We start from the raw sequence: 18,633 nt of genomic DNA, 5'->3' as shown, positions 1-18,633 counted from the left end.
ATGGGGAGTGTCTGGAGAACGAGAACTATACCTGGAAGATCGGTGAGATGGCTGGGGGCCATGAATCGGGAGAATGCGAAGTGGAAGAGGGAAGTGACTGGTTCAAGAGCGGGGGTTCGTTCCATATGAAACTGGGGATTTCGCGTCGTAACACTGGCGCTACATCCTGGGCGAAGCGTTCTACCTGCTCCAGCTGCTCCGCATGGCTGAGTCCATCCACGCTAATGCTCAGTACCTGATGTCCATATGCGGCATGGTAATTCAGGATCTTCTCAATGACCTGCTCTGGGCTACCAATCAGTACAGGGCCATGCGCAATGTTATCCTCCAGGTCCTTAAAAGGTGACTGGTTGTGCTGCGCAGAGGCCGTAGCATGAAATGCCTCATAATAAGGCGTATAACGACGGATCGCCTCTTCGCGTGTATTTGCGAGGTACAGGCTGCCTGCCCCGGAGCCAACCACCGCTTGGTTCGCATCATGACCATAATAATCGAGACGCTCCCGGTAATGGTCAATTAACGCTTTATATTTTGCCTGAGGGTGGAAGGAATTCGAACTAAATATCGGTTCGCCATACTTAGCTGCAAGCTCGGTAGAGCGGGTGCTCGATGCGCTGCCATGCCAGATCGGAATGGATTGCTGGAGCGGTCTCGGCTGAGTGGTAACCTCTTGAAGGGGAGGGCGATACGTTCCCTGCCAGGTTACATTCTCTTCAGTCCACAGCCGTTTCAGCAGTTCGTAGCGTTCACCGAGTGAATCCCATTGTTCCTCTTCGCTGATGCCAAACAGGGGATAGTGCCGAGGATCATTGCCTTTCCCGATGATCATCTCCAGCCGTCCGCCCGATAATTGATCCAGCGTGGCATAATCCTCGGCAACCCGTACCGGATCAAGTATACTGAGGACAGTGACCGTTGTTAGCAACCGGATATGTGAAGTGGCAGCAGCGACGGCGGTCAGCACGACGGGAGGTGAGGAAGATAGAAAAGGTTCGCCATGCCGCTCGCCGATCCCATATGCATCGAATCCCAGCCGTTCGGCCAGTTTGGCTTGTTCCAAAATATTGTGGAACTTCTGTTGTGTCGTTAGTGATTCACCAGTTACGGCATTTGGAAGATTCATCATGAGACTAAATAGGGCAAATTTCATCTAACCATCCCCTCGGATTGGATTGGAAAAGCACCTGGGTTGTCTAATCCTATGGAAATAGTAGGATATTCAAGCTAAAGCTAACTTTACCATGTTGCCATGCATTCTTCTAATGGATTTTTTCTATAAGGCGGATTAAAGCCACTCAACCTTAGGCATATGGGCAGGAAATTGCCACGATTTTTATTGACCGCTGTAAAATTTAGGATTAAAATTGTGCATATCATATAAATTCAAATTTATGGATTTTCATTGTGGAGGTGGGAGACATGGAACCTACAACTACGATACGCTCCTTTATTGAGGACTACATCAGGAAACAGGGCTATACCCTGCAATACTTTGCCGATATATCGGGTGTGAACGCTGGAACGTTAAGTGCGATCATCAAAGGGACGCGGCCAATCGCCATGGCTCAACTGGATCTAATTACCGAAGGCATGAAGTTGGAGGAAGGTCATTTCTACGAAATCTATGGTGCGGAATGTTTCGTGGAATCTGCACCACATTGGAGAAGGCTGGAGCCTTTCCTGCAACGTTGCGCCGAGCTGGACAAGCTCGAATGTATTCAGAGGATAGTCCAGCAAGTGACGGATGACCGCTCCTATATTTCCGAATTGTTCGAGATGGCAGAAGGTATGCTTGAACGAGGACAAAAGAAAGCGGCCCGCATGTTATATGAATGCGTTGCGGAGTGTGAGAAGTACCAACACTCGGAACGTCTCGCGTTGTGCCAGTATCGCATTTTCACACTATCTCTAGGTCAGGATCAGCATGAAAATCTCAGGGCGGCCGTGCACTTCGAGCCATATATTAATAGGCTGGATGAGGAACGGCAGCTGGATGCGATCAAGGATCTGGCGAATACATATTTGGCTTTGAGATATTGGGACAAGTTATTTTCCCTTTCTGATGAGCTGGAGCAAAAAACAAAAATCTTACAATCGTATACAAAGAAAAAAACGGATAAAAGTAATCGATTAACCGCTTATCCCTTATTTGTATATAGAGCATATTCAAATTTACTTAAATCCTCCGCATGTGAGAGGCAAGGGAAATATGCAGAGGCACTACATTATACAGAGATCTATGGGGATCTTATGAAAATTTCTGAACCTGATGAGGAAGATCAGATCTATATTGATAAATTTGCAGGATGGACAGAAGCAAATACCTATCTGTACAGGCTGATGATGGGTGACCTAAATATCTTGCCAGCTTATATTAATTTCATTGAAAATAACGAAACTGAACTTTTGCCAGCAATGATTAATATATTAGAAGCTGCTAATAAATTCGATAATAATATCGATGAAATTCTTTACAAGTATAACGCCCGGATAAATTCAGAAATCACTCAATTAAAGGGTTACACTGAACAGGTCAATTCGGATATGTATATCACATTTTTACTTGAGCGGACGATCTATCACCTCAATCGTAAACAATTTACTGAGGGGTTTAAGCAACTGGTCTATTGTCTGAAAGAATCTGTGAAGCTAAACAATCAAACTGATATTATTCGCTGTGTGGCGTTATATGAAAAATATAGGAATATAGCTACTGCGGATATTGAACATCAGTATAAATTAATAATAATGGAGGTACAGAATTATTATGATAAAAAAGAGAATCCTATATTTAATCTTGCTTAGTTTTATTCTTATAAATGTTGGTCAATTAGGTTCATTTAATAATTGGTTTCCTATTGAAGCACTCCTTACTGTGCATGGTGGTGGAGGATTGTAGTAACCAAGCAATGAGGTTGATATATTTTAAAAGGTTTATTTCCGTAAACGGAAGTAAACCTTTTGTTATTTTGCGCAGATTGACCATTGTAAAATTCAGGATTAAAATTACATATATTAAGAACTGATGAATCCTTAAGTTAGTTTGGTTGATGGGGGTGGGAGAATTGAAACTTGCACCTACGATACGCACATATATAGAGAATCACATAAGAGAACAAGGATATAAACTACAGCAATTCTCAGATGTCACGGGTGTCAACGTTGGTACATTAAGTGCTATCCTCAAGGGCAGCAGACCTCTAGCTATGAATCAGTTGGATCAAATCACATCTGGTATGGGTTTGGAGAAGGGATACTTCTACGAAATGTACAGTGTGGAATGTTTTGTGGAAGCTGCCCCTCATTGGAGGCGTTTGGAACCGTTCCTGTATCGCTGCGCTGAACTTAACAAGCTAGGCTGTATTAAAAAGGTGGTTTATCAGGTTACAGATGATCGATCCTATATTTCAGAACTATTTGAAATGGCAGAGAATCTATATTCCAAAGAAATGAATGAAGCGGCGCTTATTTTATATGAATGCGTAGCCGCAGGTGAGAAATATCAGCATTCGGAAAGATTAGCACTGTGCCAGTACCGTATTTTTCTTATTAATATTGGTCATGACCAGAAAGTGAATAGACTACTCATTTCCAAATTAGAACCATTCATAGAACGATTAGATGAAGACTATCAGCTGGATGCAATTAAGGATCTAGCGAATGCATACTGGGGATTACATGAATGGGATAGAATGAGAGACTTAGCCTGCCAATTAGAAAAGCAGTCGGATGTGGCCATGAGACAAACTAAAAAGCTTACTAGTAAAACACAGTATCCACTATATGTATATAAAGCTTATTCTAACTTGCTTATTGCGAATTACCATGATTGCTCCGAAAATTATAAAGAAGCTCTTCGATATACTGATATTTATGAGAAAATCGTTGAGACTTACGGAATTGAGGATAAGCTCATTGATCGAAAGATTAGATATTTGGCTAAACTTAATAAATATTTGTATCAAGTAATGATGGGCGTACGAGAAGTTATACCTGATTACATTAATTGTATCGAGAAAGATGAAGCAGAAATTCTTCCTGCTTTGGTTAAAATTCTTCAATCTGCTAACAGGCATCAATATGATGTGGATGATTTATTGGTCAAGTTTGAAAAAGAGATTGCTATACAATTCAATGATACTTATTTAAGAGGGGCGTACACAGAACAAAGCTGGTATTATCGAAGAGTTATATTATTTTATGAGCTATCAGTTTATTACTTTAGAAGACATAGGTACGATTCTGGATCGAAGTCGCTACTTATAAGTTTGGAGTTATCCATTTTTGTTAAAGATGATGCGGCAACATTAAAGTGTATTGATCTTTATGGAGAGTTTAAGAGTCATTTATCTAAAGAATTAGAGAACCAATACAAAACATTAATCAGCTTGCTTCATCCAAATGCGAGTTTGTAAGTATCTGTAGCCTTAATAAAATGTGTAAATCTGTATGGGGAATATAGAAGATTTGCTAATGAAGAAATAAACGTTAAATATCAACAGATATTACAATCGAACAATATTGCATAAATTATAATATATATTCAAACAGCCAACTGTTTTTGCAGTAGGCTATTTTTGTGTTCAATAATCAGGTCGAAAAATGGATATAAAAGTTTTCTAAAGAATCATTTTTACAAAATTCTGCAAAACATCATATGTTTTTGTCAGTACTAAGGGCTTAAACGAAAAAAATAGAGGATAAAAGATGTATTCTAAATTGTTTTAAAAAGGGGGGCATGCTGTGAGAGAGCCGAGAATCCTAAGAGATCAAATCGAGCAGAATCGGCAACATTTGCGTTGGTTGGTGGAGAAGCATGGCATGCATGATGATAAGGTTCTTAAGCAGTCGTCTATGGTACTGGATGAACTGATTAATAAATATATTCGACTAAGAGAGAAACACTAATTTGTTAACGCTCTTATCTTCCTCTGTAATCCACCCATAGGTGGACCTCTTTATCCATCCGTTTATGGACGCTAGAGTGGTGTTCTCCCTGCTATGCTTAAAGCATCAAATCAAGCAAATTACAGGGGGAACAACGTATGACTACGAGCATGTGGGTTCAGATGATCATCATGTTTGCGGTATTAGTATTCACTTCAATTGGACGAAAGCCAGTACGTTATTATCGTTTATTGTTGCCTTTCGTTATTATGGGTTATTATGCGGCAAAATTCCTTAAAGACATGACTTTTACAGGCAATAATGTGCTGTTTTTGTTGGTGGCCGTGATTGTAGGGGCATTGTTCGGAACGATTGTGCTCGGAATAACGCGTATGGAATTCGATGCGACGGCAGGTAAGTGGTATACCCGAGTGGGGATAGGCAGTGTGGTCGTCTGGGCGGCAGCATTCCTGCTACGCATCGTCCCGGTGGAATGGATCACGCATCATCCGCAGCAAGCATATCAGTATGCAAATGAGCATCAATTGGATCTTCAGAATATCGGTCCTGCATTTATATTAATGACCGCTGCTATGGTTTTGGTGCGTGTAGCAGGGATTTTAATCCGCTCCAGAGTGAGTAAAGTTCAGCATACGATTGGAACATAATTTATAACGTGTTTCTGTCTTTTGCTTCTGGGTTAAGAGTCTCTATTTCTTCGAGAGTTCGATATGTAGCTGGGTGTGAGGAATACACGTCTATATATTGTAGTTGTGACGATTTTCACGGATTAATGCAAAATGATGTGTTATGAAAGTATTCCTTTGTAAACAAACATTTTATTTTGCAAAGGAATAAAATATGAATTTTTTGGCAATGTATCCTAAAATGGTTTAAAAAGAGGGGGTGCATGCTATGAGAGAACCGAAGCAGATCAGAGACCAAATCGAACGGAACAGGCAAGAGTTAAGTCGTTTGGCGGAATATCATGGCATGCAAGACTACAAAGTCCTTCAACAGTCCATGGTATTGGACGAGCTAATTAATGAATATAATCGCTTCAAATATAAAAAACACTTTATGAAAAGACAGCCGATTGCATAATGCAGTCGGTTTTTCTATGCAATAGAAGAGTAGTCGACTGTAGCGATACAGTCGGCTTTTTTGCGTTTTCCCGAAACCTGCGCTTCAATCTTGAAATTCCGTACCAATCCCATGGTTGGCAGGATAGCCAACGATCATTAAAACTGGATATGATGACCCCAGTTATATCCAGATTGATCTGTGAAGAGGGCTCATACAATGATCGGGAGAGGGAGGGATGAACGGAAATGATGGACAAGGTACAGGGTTATTCCAGAAGAAACATGAACCTGCGCACCAAGCTGCTCCTGTTGTTCCTGGCGTTGACCTTGCTGCCGCTAAGCTTGCAGGGAGTGGTGAATTACCTGCATTTCTCACAGACGATTGATCGCAAGACGGAGCAGTTCACCATTGATATTGTTCGCCAGATTAATACCAATCTGAATCGGCTGCTCAAGGACTTCGAGCGGTTGTCGCTCTTGCCGCTCTATGATCAGATGGTGCTCGGCATTTTGGGCAAATACAATGCTCCGATGGGGTCGGGTACATGGGCGAGGTCCGATGATTATCTGAAAATGAAGCTCTACACGTCCGGTCAAGCGTACGACCGACCTGAAATTCGTGGCATCCATCTGATCAGCAACAGCGGCATCCTGTTCTCCAATCTGGATTCGTTGGCAGTGAATCCGGTATGGGACAGCAGGCAGGATAACTGGTTTGCAGAACTTAACGGCTCGGAAGGGGAATGGCGTCTGCTTCCTCCGCACAAACCCAGCTATTACACGGGCAGTCATGAAGAGCTGTATATATCGGTTGCTCGTGAGATTCGTGATCCGGGTACACTCCAGCGACTGGGCTATATTCTGATCGACATCCGGCTGGAAGCCTTCGGTCAGCTCTTATCCAATCTGAATTTTGAGCAAAATGCGAGCCTGATGATTATCGACAGCAAGCAGCGTCTCCTGTTCGAACGGACCTCAGCCGGAGGTCTGTCCGCATACGACCAACTGTTAACGCATGGCCAGCTTCAAGACTACGCAGGAAATCAAAAGGTTGTTCTTGATGGGAAGCCCTATCTCTATGTACAACACCATTCCAGCTATTCAGGACTTTCGGTGATCAGCCTTACGCCTATTGCCGTTATTCAGAAGGAGTCTGGCGAGATGCTCACGTTTACGTTTGGATTTGCTGTGTTATGTATGGCAGCCGTAGCGGTTCTCGCGGTTCTCTTATCCTATCGCATAACGAGGCCGCTTATTCGATTGAAGCACAATATGATTCGGGTGGAGCAGGGAGACTTTAGCCAGCGGGTAGCGCACTTCAGCAATGATGAGTTCGGACAGATTAGCCGGGGCTTTAATCGAATGATGGAAGAGATCCATAGACTGTTCAACGAGGTATTTCTGCTGGGCATTCAAGAGCGAGAGGCAGAGTTGTCAGCATTACAGAGCCAGATCAATCCCCATTTTATATACAACACATTGGAGTCCATCAACATGATGGCTGTCCGTCAGAAGCACGCTGAGGTGTCTGATATGGTGACGGCACTTGGCAAGCTGCTGCGCTATACGATTGATAAGGTGGACCGGAGGGTTCCGCTTCAGGAAGAATTGGCTTTTGTACAATCCTATGTACGTATTCAACAGGTACGTTATGACGGCAAGCTGGAGGTAATCTATGACATCGATGAAGCTGTGACGGAGTGTCTGATTCCCAAGCTGGTATTGCAACCGCTGGTGGAGAACGCGGTCTACCATGGCATTGAAGGGCAAGCGGATGGCGGGGTGATCTGGGTATCTGCATTGAAATTTGATGAGGAGCTGCTGATTATTGTGCGTGACAATGGCAAAGGCATGGCTCAAGCCGAGATTGATGAATTAAATGAATCCATTGCTCGGCAGCCTTCCAGTGAGGCATTGCGCTGCCATGCCGGGGACAGGCTGGGACTTAACAATATCTCTCAAAGGCTCCGACTCATGTATGGAGAAGGCGGCAGCCTGAGCGTCGATGGCAGTCCTGGGCAGGGTCTGGCGGTCACGATATCCATTCAACTTCAACCGAAAGGGGAATGAAGCACATGTATAAAGTATTGCTTGTGGAGGATGAGACGGTCATCCGTCAGGGGCTGAGAGAGCTGATTGTACAGGCGGCTCCTCAGTTCGAGGTAACAGGTGAAGCTTCGAGCGGAGCCGAGGCACTGGATTTTCTGAGATGCGAAGTACCGGATGTGTTGATCACAGATATTCGCATGCGTGAAATGGACGGATTGACATTAGTATCCAAAGCAAGAGATATGTACCCTGAACTGCTGATGATCATCATTAGCGGCTACGGGGAGTTTGAATATGCACGCAGGGCGATGGAATACGGGGTGTTGAACTATTTGCTGAAGCCGATTGAACGTCATGAACTGGCATTATGCATCCAAAAAATTCAATTGCTGCTGGATCGCAGGTACGGCATTTCAACCCTTCCAGTTACTGAGCCTTCTGGGAAAGCAGAGCACTCTGGCGGAGATACACGGAAGATTATCCGAGATGTGAAAGAGCATATCAAGCAGCATCCTGATGGGGATCTGCGACTTCAGACCATAGCAGCTCTGGTTAATCTGAACCCCACCTATCTAAGCCAGCTGTTCAAGAGCGAAACAGGGACCAATTACTCCGAATACATCGCTGAGGCTCGTATGGAACGTGCCAAGTGGCTGCTGATTAACACGGGGCTCAAAATCTATGATGTTGCAAGGTTATCCGGGCATCAGAGTCCCAAGCACTTCATGTTGGTATTCAAGCAGCAGGTGGGATGGACAGCAGGGGAATATCGTGACCGATTCAGTATTTCTTGAAAAACCATACCATTTCTGTAATTGACGTGATTTATGAGCGGCCGATGCCTTCGTTATACTTTGATTGCACATGTATACCACTAAGTCCATAAGGGGGATTTTCATGAAAAAAGCAGGACTGATATTGATACTTTTACTCATGATTACTGCTTCAATCGGCTGCACAAGCTCCAATTCCGGCAGTGATCCTGAGCAAGCAGCCGGGGAGAATGGAGAGGTTGAGCTGAAATTCATGATGTGGGGCAATCAGGCACATATGGATGTATACAACAAGCTGATCGATGGCTTCACGCAGGAAAATCCAGGCATCAAGGTAACGATGGAATCCGTCCCTTTCGCGGAATACCAGCAAAAAATTTCGGTGCTTGCCGCTGGCGGCTCTCTCCCGGATATCGCCTGGGTATCGGAGCGGATGGTGCCACAATTCAAATCTAATCACATCCTGGCCGATGTATCCGAGTTTAAGAATGATGCACAGTTCAAGCTGGACGATTATATACCAAGTACATTGGATTTGTTCCGTGATGGCGATCAGCTGCTGGGGCTGCCTTTTTCCACACCTCCGGTGGTCATGTTCTACAATAAAACGCTGTTCGACAAAGCCGGCCTGACCGACCCGAATACACTTGCCAGCCAAGGGCAATGGACATGGGAACAGTTCGAGAAGTCCGCCAAGGCGATTACCAGCAAGGAGGCGACCAACCGGATCTATGGTGCCAACTTTTTTCGCGACTGGAAGACCTGGGCTGTGCTCTCCTCGTATTCCTGGTCCAATGGCAGCGGCCCGTTCGATGAAGACATGACGAAGTTTACCTGGAACGATGCTTATGGCGTACAGACCTTTGAACTGCTGGAGCGCATGATGTTCACCGATGAATCGCATCCAAAAGCAGGCGAGCAGGTCAGCTTCGATGCTGGCAATGTGGGCATGTTCTTCGATAACTACAGCTATGTCTCCAAAGCAAGAGAGATTACGAATTTTGAATGGAGTATCGCTCCCATGCCCTCCGGCTCACTTGGCAGCGTACCGATGCTGGGGCAGGCAGGATATGCCATGTTCAACGATAGCAAACATCCGGAGGAAACCAAGAAGCTGTTGAAGTACTTTGCCAGTGAGCAGGGCATTCAGGCGACGGCCACCTACTTTGTGCCTCCGCGGACCTCTGTTCTGAACTCCGATGCGTTCATTAATCAGCCGAATAATCCGAGCAAGGAGCATATTGTACAGGCGGTGATTGATGAAATGCCAAAAGCGCGCTTGATTCCCGGCCATATCCGTTGGCAGGATATCGACAATGCGGTGCTGCAGGGATTTGACCGCCTGTTCGCCCGTTCAGCGACACCCGCGGATAATCTGAAGCAAATGCAGGAAGAGATCCAAGGTGTACTGCAGCAATAAATAATTTTATAGAAACAGGAGGTGAGTGGGATGGGCAAATTCAAGGCATTGCTTGATCGGAAAGCCCTGTCACTTGTGGTTAGCCTACCCGAGAACGATCTATCTTTGGCCCGGGCAGCAATTGAAGAGGGCGCTGATGCACTGAAGGTGCATTATAATGTCGGCCATCGCGCCAGCGGGAATCATTTTGGTCCACTGGACAACTATGCCGAAGTTTTTCAGGCGATCCGCAGCGAGTTTGGCGGCCCGATTGGGGTTGTGCCGTCCGGCAGTATTGATGGAGCGCGGAGGGAGGATGTGGAACGCCTTTCAGGCCTGGGTCTGGACTTCTATTCCATCTATGCACATCACTTGCCGTCCTTCATGCTGGGTAACCTGGGGCTGGACCCAACGTTTGCGATCAATGACGAATATGAACCTTCCCTCGTCACGTCGGCGGCTCATTACGGCTTCACCGCCCTGGAGGCATCCATTGTGCCCGGGAATGAATATGGTACACCGCTAAGCTTTGCAGATGTGCTCAAGTATCGCCATCTGGTCTTGCAGGCGCAGATTCCGGTATTGGTTCCTTCCCAGCGTAAGCTGGTGCCAGAGGATGTTCGAGTGCTGCACGATACCGGGGTCAAGGCGATCATGCTGGGGGCGGTTGTAACTGGCAGAGCAGAGGAACAGCTGCGAAGGGCTGTTAACGGCTTCCGCAATGCGGTGGACAGTGTGAACTGTCCGGACTATATAAGTTGAACTAAACATTTACAAGAGAACGTAGAGGACAGAAATAACCTGAAGAAACGGAGCTAAAAGCTTTCTGAAGGAAAGCTGCATCGGAAGCATACGCTTCGCCTTTATCCCCGGATTTTCCCCTTTGTAAAATTGAATCAAAAAAATCTGGGGATAACAGCGATCGGAAGGTTGTTCTGTCATCGGAGTGGCAAGTGTAAATATTCGTTTCAGGAAGAAATTTGATAAAGGGGAGGGCCTGACTGTGACCCATTCACGCAAGCGTACTGGAAGAGGTCCGCTCGCTAGAGAGGCCCAGATCGCGGGATGGCTGTTTGTATCACCTATGGTGCTCGGGTTTACCCTGCTGCTGCTGTTTCCCATGGGTTTGGCGCTATACATGAGCCTGACCGACTGGCCGCTGCTGGGGGATCATCATTTTATTGGACTGGAGAACTACCGGAATGTGATGACAGACGCCATGTTCTGGAAGGTGCTTGCCAATACGGTCTATTTCACTGCGGGGCTTGTACCGCTTAACATTGTGCTCGCTCTGCTGCTCGCGTTGCTATTATCCCGAAACCTGCGCGGCATCGGGATTTTCCGAACAGCCATCTTCGTTCCGGTCATGACCTCGCTGATTGTATGGTCCATCGTATGGAAGCTGATGTATGCGACAGAGTCGGGACTGATCAATCAGCTTCTGTTGATGATAGGTATCAAGGGTCCGGCTTGGCTCTACAATCAGGATCTGGCGATGCCTGCCGTTATTGTGACGAGTGTACTGAAAAATGTGGGTCTGAATATGGTGCTGTTCATTGCAGCCATTCAGCAGGTGCCGCGTTCGCTTTACGAAGCGGCAACACTGGACGGCGCGGGCAGAAGGGGGACCTTCTTTCACGTCACGTTACCCATGATTACGCCGACGGTGTTTTTGACCATGGTAATGACAGTGATTGGCTCGCTCAAGGTGTTTGGACAGATCTACGTCATGACACAGGGAGGGCCGAGCAACAGCACCAAGGTATTGGTCTATTATATCTGGGAAAAAGCATTCAAATTATTTCAGTTCGGCTACGCTTCTTCGCTTGCGTATGTGCTGTTCTTTATCGTGCTAATCCTGACGCTGCTGCAATGGCAGCTTCGAAAGAGGTGGGTATTCAATGAAGGCGATGCCTAATCCTTCGATTCGCAAGACAGGCAGTGCCCTTGGGACGTATTTGTTGCTGACACTGATCTCGCTGATCATGATTGTTCCATTTATCTGGATGATATCGACGTCATTCAAGGAGCCCCAGAGCATATTCACCTATCCACCGCAGTGGATACCGGATACGTTCCGATTTCAGAACTACATCGATGTTTTTCGATTGATTCCGTTTCATCGCTTTTATTTTAACAGTGTATATATTGCTGCTGTGGTTGTGGTGGGTACAGTATTCTTTGCATCTCTCGCCGGGTACGCATTTGCCAAAATTCCGTTCAAGGGACGTAATGTGGTATTTCTCATCCTGCTGAGTGCGATGATGATTCCTCATGAGGTGACAGCAATTCCCATGTTTCTGTTCATGCGGCAGCTGGGGTGGATTGATACCCATCTTCCGCTGATTTTACTGCCGATCTTTGGGGCGGGCGGCGTGTTTGGCATTTTTGTGATGCGGCAGTTCTTCATTACGGTACCTACCGAGCTGGAGGAAGCGGCGATGATTGATGGCTGCAACCGATTCCGGATCTATGCGCGAATTATGCTGCCAATTGCCAAGCCCGGTATGGCTACGCTGACGATCTTTACTTTTGTGACGATCTGGAATGAGTTCTTCGATCCGTTGATTTTCATTAACTCACGTGAATTGATGACGCTGCCGCTTGGGTTATCCCTATTCACGGATGAAGTGGGCACAGCCTGGCAATATCTGATGAGCGCCACCGTCATGGCGACCCTGCCACTTCTGATTGTCTTTTTCCTGGCACAGCGGCGCTTCATTGAGGGAGTTGCCATGACGGGACTGAAAGAGTAGCCCATGCAATAGAACGGAAGGAGTGATATCACTTGAGTGAACGGAAGGGTATGAAAAAGGAAGAAGCGGATGTGGTTGTTGTTGGAGGAGGTCCGGCGGGTATAGCGGCAGCCATCGCTGCTGGACGACAAGGTGTTCGAGCGGTATTGGTGGAGCGGTACGGATTCGTTGGTGGAATGTCGACTGCCGCCATGGTCTACCCATGGATGACCTTCCATACGGAGAGTGGTGAGCAGGTGATTCGGGGCATCGCCCAGGAAATCGTTGACCGGCTGCAGGCGCGTGGCGGCTCTCCAGGGCATCTTCGTGATACGGTTGGTTTTGTGCACACCGTTACGCCGTACCATCCGGCGATCTATCAGGTGGTTGCGGCGGAGATGCTGCAGGAGGCAGGTGTCCGGTTGTTATTGCACAGCTTCGTGGATGAAGTGGTTATGGTGGATGATCGGGTTGCGGCAGTTCGTCTGGCGAATAAATCTGGCCGAATGGAGCTCAAAGCGAACGTATTCGTGGACGCCAGCGGTGATGCGGATGCGGCTTATCTTGCGGGCGCTGCTGTTGCAAAGGGACGGGATGAGGACAACCAATCCCAACCGATGACCATGAAGTTCCGAATGCGTGGCGTGGACCTTGGACGAGTGAAGCACTATATGCAGGAGCACCCGGAAGATTTCTATGCCAAGACCCCGTTCGAAGAACTGGACAGTATTCCGTTAACGGGAGTGAGCGGCTTCTATTCCCAATGGAAAAAAGCAGGTGTGCCGATTAATCGCGATCAGGTGTTGTTTTTTACCGGACCGGCTGAAGACGAAGTATTGATTAACTGCACTCGGGTACAGGGACTCGATGCAACGGATGCAGAGGATCTGACCTCTGCTGAACAGGAAGGCAGGAAGCAGGTGCTGATGATCGCTGAGTTTTTGCAGCGTGATGTGCCTGGATTCGAGCGGGCTTCGATCTCAGCGGTAGCACCGCAGATTGGTATCCGTGAATCCAGGCGAATTATCGGGCATTATGCGTTGACCAGGGACGATGTGGTTACAGGGCGAAAGTTTGACGATGTAATCGCCAGAAGTGGCTATCCGATTGATATTCATGATCCCTCGGGTCAGGGTGTCGTAGCGGCCTTTATTGAAGGGGACGGGGCGTACGATATTCCGTATCGCTCTCTGATTTCACGCAATATTCAAAATCTGCTTGCGGCAGGACGCTGCATCTCCACCACACACGTGGCCCATGCAACAACACGCTTGACCCCAAGCTGCATGGCTACGGGGCAGGCCGCGGGAACAGCCGCTGCATTAGCTGTGCAGATGAAGGTTGACCCGCGGGAACTGCCTGTTGCGATGCTGCAGAAGGAATTGCGTCGCAATGGAGCAGCGATTTGAGAGAATGAGCAAGTTGGAAGATATGAAAAGGGGGGGGGTGTCCCAAAAGCCATCGAACGGCTCGGTACACCTCCTCTCTATTTATTACTCTAATAACTTTTCTTTGATCCACGTAAAATTCTCGATTACTTCCAGATCTCTTCGGCAATCTCTTTAATGAAAGCAAGCTTGCGCCATTGCTGATCCTCTGTCAGGTGGTTGCCTTCTTCCGTGGAAGCAAAGCGGCTTGAAATCACCTGCCCGCTCGGTATCAAACTCCAGATAGTAGCCGGAGTGGTTACCGATGCTCAGGAGCGTTTGCGCGATAGGCTCGTAACCTCCACCTACTCCAGCATAAGTCGAAACATAATTGCCGCGGCATACATTGTGTTGTTACAACGAGATCTTCCGGCAGACCGGACACCACTTCCTCGTTCAATTTCGCAAGTTCGTCCACATATTCGGCCACATTCATGCCGGCCTGCTTCATGAATGCCTTAAACTGTTCGTCGCAAAGAGCCCCCCCACTACATACAATCGTCAATTTGGATACTGCGGCAGCCTGTTTCATAGAAGGCAATAATCGACGCTTTGTACGCTTTGGCAATATCCGAAAGAAGCTCTTCCCGATTCGGGTATATGGCCTTCGTGCTTTCCTGATTTTCTGCCCGGCCCAGCTCGAACAGGAACTGCCGCGGCATGCTCCTTCGTTTGATTTACCTTGTAGAGTTGACCGGCACGTTATAATACTCCCCTAATCTCATCCCGTCAAGAGATAGTGTGTGAGTGTGCGGCGTAGCAGGGAATCCCCCCTCTTGCTTTCGAAATATGAATGAATTTCCGAGTATGAAGAGCGATATCACTTTTTCCAATTCATCCGGTTTCACGTAAAATTTTCTTCAGGTTGATGGGGAAAAGGAGGAGCTGCATGCACAAAGTAATCAAAATCAAATTTACGCTATTTTACGGTGAAGCGCCTGAAGCAAATTGTGACGGGTACATGGAGTTGGATCGGGATGGCAATATGATCGCGCTCTACAATAGGTATGGAGAGGAAATAGACATGTATGGCAGACATGAATTTGTCAGGGTGCGGACGCTTGGCAAATTCGATAACGAAGACCGCGATAATTTTTACTCCTTGTTAGAAAGTGATGGTGTGGGATAATCTGCACGACAGGCAGACGATTCGGCAATAAATATTCGGGAGGTAGAAAATGGACAATCGAGTTCAAGAGGCAAGTGGCATAAAACGAGGGCCGATGTTAACCGCACTACTCATCGGTGCATTTGTTGCGTTTCTTAACGAAAATTTGCTTGCCAATGCACTTCCTGGATTGATGCGGGAATTCAATGTTGCTGCCGCGACCATACAGTGGTTATCGACAGGCTATATGCTCGTTATCGGTGTACTGGTGCCGGTGACCGCATTACTGCAGCAATGGTTCACGACTCGCCAGGTGTTTATGTCTGCGATGGCGTTATTTTTGGCAGGTACCTGCTTGTGTGCAGTATCCCCGGGATTCGTAATCTTGCTGATGGGCAGGGTTATTCAGGCTTGCGGTACAGGATTATTGATCCCGTTGATGATGAATACGATTCTCGCCCTCTATCCTCTAGAACGCCGGGGTGCCGCCATGGGTCTCATGGGGCTGGTCATCATGGTTGCCCCTGTCATCGGGCCGACTTTGTCTGGTCTGATTATCGATACCTTACACTGGCGCTGGCTGTTTTACATGGTGATTCCTGTCGCACTGTTTTCGATTATTTATGCATTTATCTACTTGAAGAATGTGACAGAATTGACCAAGCCAAGGATCGATCTTGTGTCCATTGTGATGTCAACCGCCGGTTTCGGCTGCGTCACCTACGGCTTCAGCCAAACAAGTGTCTCTCTTGGGCCAGAAGGTTACGGATCGATTGCAATAGGCAGCCTCTTCTTGCTCTTGCTTGTATGGCGACAGCTCAAGATCAAAGAGCCGTTGATCGATCTTTCAGTATTCCGGCATCATACTTTTTCTCTCGTTGCGGTATTGATTGTTATTCTGATGATGGTTCTTTTCTCCACAACAACATTGCTGCCGTTCTATATGCAGGATGTGATGAAGTTGACAGCATTCGCGACAGGCTTGCTTCTAATGCCAGGTAGCATTTTGAACGGGATCCTGATGCCGGTGTCGGGGAAATTATTCGATAAATTCGGACCGAGACGCGTAATTGTGCCCGGCCTGTTCCTGATCGCCATATCGTTGTGGCTGTTTGCCGGCATCGACAGTAATACGACACAAGGTTCCGTTCTGTTCAATCATGTCCTCTTATTCGCAGGCATGTCGTTCGTCGTTATGCCGGCTCAGACGGCAGGATTGAATCAACTTCCACGTCACCTGGTCCCTCATGGCACAGCCATATACAATACGCTCCAACAGATAGCAGGTGGAATTGGCATCGCATTGTTCGTCGGCATCATGTCGTCTGGCGCCAATCGCTATCTTCATCATTCGCTCGATCCCACTGCAATGCATGAGAAGACACAAAGCATGGTTTCCGGTCTACAAACGGTTTTTTGGATTGAATTTATTCTTGCAATACTTATTTTGGTGCTGGGTTGGTTTATCAAAAAGTCACCTGATAATCATTGACTTATTAATAGGCACATACCCGGTCTCCAGAACGGCCGCGCCCAGGGTGTTCTGCAAATTGTTCACGGAGGCTTCCCGTTATTATCGAACAGTCGCCGACTTATCCTGCCGCTGCGTGCTTCACACTTTCGCAAGTGCTTCTGGGGACCCGGAACAGCTTTAGCAAGACGGACCCGGACGCGACCTTCAAAGGAAGACCACATGAGAAATGGTCAGCTCAAACCCGGATACAATGTACAGATCGGAATCGAAAACCAATTCATCTTGGCGTACAGCGTACACCAAGGCAGGGCGGATATCCCTGCTTCCAGCCGCATATGGAAAAGGCAAGGCAGATGCTTGGGAACCCCCCACAGACAGTTATTGCAGATGCGGGCTACGGCAGTGAAGAAAACTACGCCTATCTGGAAAAGAATGTCGGAAAGATTGAGAATTGGACCTACAACGAAACGGAGGATACATGGACATGCCCAGCCGGACAAATGCTGCATTTCCGTAAAGAAAGCAAGGAAACCTTAGAGAGTGGATATGAAGTTCGCAAACGTCATTACCGAAGCGGCACCTGCGAAGGCTGTCCCCTGAAGGAACGATGTACGAAGGCTGCAGGAAATCGGGAAGTGGTTGTCAGTTTGGAGCGGCTGCGGTACCAGGAACAGGCTCGACAAATCCTGCGAAGTGAAGAGGGCTATGCTCTGTCCGTTCAACGAATGACCGAGCCGGAAAGCGTATTTGGACAACTGAAAAACAACCGGGGCTTCCGGCGCTTTCTGCTGAGAGGGATGGAAAAAGTAACCCTGGAGGTCGGCTGGCTTTCCCTTGCGCATAATCTGCTCAAGCATGCAGCCAATGACCAAAAACACAGAGCCGCGACTCTCCAGTAACGGGAGAATTGCTGCTCTGTTGCTTTTTTACGGTCATTCTTAATCACAAGACTGTCTCATTCGCCGGAAACTCCACTTATGGGACAATCTCTTTCATGTGTTGCCATATATGCTTATGGATCCGTCTGCATTAAGTCATTCGTGCTTCAAGCCGTCGTGCCACAATGGATAGCGTGTAGTTGATCACGAAATACAATACGGCTGCGAGCAGCAGGGCAGGGATGACGTAATCGAAGCTCTGACCCCCGAGAATCTGCACATTGTGCATCAGCTCTGGTAGAGAGATGATGATCGCCAGTGAAGTATCCTTCAACAAAGAGATGAACTGGCTCACCATCGGTGGTGACATACGCCGCAAAGCCTGGGGCATGATGATGCCGCCAAGTGTCTGCATATAGCTCAGGCCGGAGGAACGGGCCGCTTCCACTTGACCGCGTTCAATCGATTTGAGTCCGCTGCGGACAATCTCCGCGATCATGGCGCCTTCGAACAGGCTCAGTCCAACAACCGTGGACCAGAAGACGGACATTTTGATCCCGAGCTGGGGCAGCACGATATGAATGAAGAAAATGATCAGCAGCAGCGGCAGATTCCGGATCGTATCCACGATGACGGCCACAATCTGTGACAGGACCGGAATTCGGGTGTATCGAACGGTACCCAGCACCGTACCGAGTACAAAGCTGAATACAATCGATAAACCTGCCACTTGCAGGGTAATCAGGAATCCATGCAGCAGGAAACGAAGGTTGGGCCAGGCGTAGGCCCCGCTAAAGTCCATAGATCATCGGCCTCCT

General features: G+C 47.3%; 19 protein-coding genes. 15 read left to right on the top strand and 4 right to left on the bottom strand.

Features of this window, described 5'->3' with window-relative positions; all coding sequences use genetic code 11:
• Nucleotides 1-25 precede the first annotated feature (25 nt).
• Nucleotides 26-1,150, bottom strand: coding sequence for an LLM class flavin-dependent oxidoreductase (locus ACFVQB_RS31820; protein WP_379448901.1), 1,125 nt, complete (start codon nucleotides 1,148-1,150; stop codon nucleotides 26-28).
• 260 nt (nucleotides 1,151-1,410) lie between these two features.
• Here ACFVQB_RS31820 and ACFVQB_RS31815 point away from each other — a divergent pair, with 260 nt between their 5' ends.
• The 12 genes from ACFVQB_RS31815 to ACFVQB_RS31760 all read left to right on the top strand — a co-directional run bounded on the left by ACFVQB_RS31815 (nucleotide 1,411) and on the right by ACFVQB_RS31760 (nucleotide 14,337).
• A complete protein-coding gene (locus ACFVQB_RS31815; RefSeq protein WP_379448899.1) occupies nucleotides 1,411-2,805 on the top strand; it encodes a transcriptional regulator in 1,395 nt (464 codons plus the stop codon).
• Between the two features lie 260 nt (nucleotides 2,806-3,065).
• Complete coding sequence (locus ACFVQB_RS31810) at nucleotides 3,066-4,415, top strand: transcriptional regulator (protein WP_379448897.1); 1,350 nt, start codon at nucleotides 3,066-3,068, stop codon at nucleotides 4,413-4,415.
• A 328-nt stretch (nucleotides 4,416-4,743) separates the two neighbouring features.
• Nucleotides 4,744-4,908, top strand: coding sequence for an aspartyl-phosphate phosphatase Spo0E family protein (locus tag ACFVQB_RS31805; protein WP_379448895.1), 165 nt, complete (start codon nucleotides 4,744-4,746; stop codon nucleotides 4,906-4,908).
• A gap of 137 nt (nucleotides 4,909-5,045) precedes the next feature.
• Nucleotides 5,046-5,555, top strand: coding sequence for a hypothetical protein (locus tag ACFVQB_RS31800; protein WP_379448894.1), 510 nt, complete (start codon nucleotides 5,046-5,048; stop codon nucleotides 5,553-5,555).
• 247 nt (nucleotides 5,556-5,802) lie between these two features.
• Nucleotides 5,803-5,991, top strand: coding sequence for a Spo0E family sporulation regulatory protein-aspartic acid phosphatase (locus tag ACFVQB_RS31795; RefSeq protein WP_379448892.1), 189 nt, complete (start codon nucleotides 5,803-5,805; stop codon nucleotides 5,989-5,991).
• Nucleotides 5,992-6,218: 227 nt separating this feature from the next.
• Nucleotides 6,219-8,042, top strand: a complete 1,824-nt coding sequence (locus tag ACFVQB_RS31790; RefSeq protein ID WP_379448891.1) for a sensor histidine kinase — start codon at nucleotides 6,219-6,221, stop codon at nucleotides 8,040-8,042.
• 5 nt (nucleotides 8,043-8,047) lie between these two features.
• Nucleotides 8,048-8,815, top strand: a complete 768-nt coding sequence (locus ACFVQB_RS31785) for a response regulator transcription factor (protein ID WP_379448890.1) — start codon at nucleotides 8,048-8,050, stop codon at nucleotides 8,813-8,815.
• Nucleotides 8,816-8,918: 103 nt separating this feature from the next.
• Nucleotides 8,919-10,214 carry an ABC transporter substrate-binding protein gene (locus tag ACFVQB_RS31780; protein ID WP_379448888.1) on the top strand — a complete coding sequence of 432 codons (1,296 nt, stop codon included), beginning with the start codon at nucleotides 8,919-8,921 and terminating at the stop codon, nucleotides 10,212-10,214.
• A gap of 30 nt (nucleotides 10,215-10,244) precedes the next feature.
• Nucleotides 10,245-10,955, top strand: coding sequence for a beta/alpha barrel domain-containing protein (locus tag ACFVQB_RS31775; RefSeq protein WP_379448886.1), 711 nt, complete (start codon nucleotides 10,245-10,247; stop codon nucleotides 10,953-10,955).
• Nucleotides 10,956-11,196: 241 nt separating this feature from the next.
• Complete coding sequence (locus tag ACFVQB_RS31770; protein WP_099858666.1) at nucleotides 11,197-12,111, top strand: carbohydrate ABC transporter permease; 915 nt, start codon at nucleotides 11,197-11,199, stop codon at nucleotides 12,109-12,111.
• Entirely contained in the window at nucleotides 12,095-12,949 is an 855-nt protein-coding gene (locus ACFVQB_RS31765) for a carbohydrate ABC transporter permease (protein WP_379448883.1), read from the top strand. The genes ACFVQB_RS31770 and ACFVQB_RS31765 overlap by 17 nt, the downstream gene beginning before the upstream one ends.
• Nucleotides 12,950-12,999: 50 nt before the next feature.
• Complete coding sequence (locus ACFVQB_RS31760) at nucleotides 13,000-14,337, top strand: FAD-dependent oxidoreductase (protein WP_379449023.1); 1,338 nt, start codon at nucleotides 13,000-13,002, stop codon at nucleotides 14,335-14,337.
• A 125-nt stretch (nucleotides 14,338-14,462) separates the two neighbouring features.
• On the opposite strand, the gene ACFVQB_RS31755 is transcribed toward ACFVQB_RS31760, so the two are convergent.
• Both ACFVQB_RS31755 and ACFVQB_RS31750 read right to left on the bottom strand, forming a co-directional pair.
• Nucleotides 14,463-14,591 carry a hypothetical protein gene (locus ACFVQB_RS31755; RefSeq protein ID WP_379448881.1) on the bottom strand — a complete coding sequence of 43 codons (129 nt, stop codon included), beginning with the start codon at nucleotides 14,589-14,591 and terminating at the stop codon, nucleotides 14,463-14,465.
• A 252-nt stretch (nucleotides 14,592-14,843) separates the two neighbouring features.
• The gene (locus ACFVQB_RS31750; RefSeq protein ID WP_379448879.1) at nucleotides 14,844-15,017 is read right to left on the bottom strand and encodes a hypothetical protein; all 174 of its coding nucleotides are present in this window, start codon (nucleotides 15,015-15,017) and stop codon (nucleotides 14,844-14,846) included.
• A 227-nt stretch (nucleotides 15,018-15,244) separates the two neighbouring features.
• On the opposite strand from ACFVQB_RS31750, the gene ACFVQB_RS31745 reads away from it, so the two are divergent.
• From ACFVQB_RS31745 to ACFVQB_RS31735, 3 genes are all read left to right on the top strand, one after another.
• Nucleotides 15,245-15,484 carry a hypothetical protein gene (locus ACFVQB_RS31745; RefSeq protein ID WP_379448877.1) on the top strand — a complete coding sequence of 80 codons (240 nt, stop codon included), beginning with the start codon at nucleotides 15,245-15,247 and terminating at the stop codon, nucleotides 15,482-15,484.
• A 49-nt stretch (nucleotides 15,485-15,533) separates the two neighbouring features.
• Entirely contained in the window at nucleotides 15,534-16,955 is a 1,422-nt protein-coding gene (locus ACFVQB_RS31740; protein WP_379448876.1) for an MDR family MFS transporter, read from the top strand.
• Nucleotides 16,956-17,182: 227 nt separating this feature from the next.
• On the top strand, nucleotides 17,183-17,836 hold the full coding sequence (locus ACFVQB_RS31735) for a transposase (protein ID WP_483874969.1): 654 nt from the start codon (nucleotides 17,183-17,185) through the stop codon (nucleotides 17,834-17,836).
• A 130-nt stretch (nucleotides 17,837-17,966) separates the two neighbouring features.
• On the opposite strand, the gene ACFVQB_RS31730 is transcribed toward ACFVQB_RS31735, so the two are convergent.
• Nucleotides 17,967-18,617, bottom strand: coding sequence for an amino acid ABC transporter permease (locus ACFVQB_RS31730; RefSeq protein WP_063566273.1), 651 nt, complete (start codon nucleotides 18,615-18,617; stop codon nucleotides 17,967-17,969).
• Nucleotides 18,618-18,633 lie beyond the last annotated feature (16 nt).

Origin of the sequence: Paenibacillus sp. NPDC057886 (genome assembly GCF_042796655.1) — a bacterium.
In the GTDB taxonomy this organism is placed as follows: Bacteria; Bacillota; Bacilli; order Paenibacillales; family Paenibacillaceae; genus Paenibacillus.
This window is presented reverse-complemented; position numbering and strand designations above follow the sequence as displayed.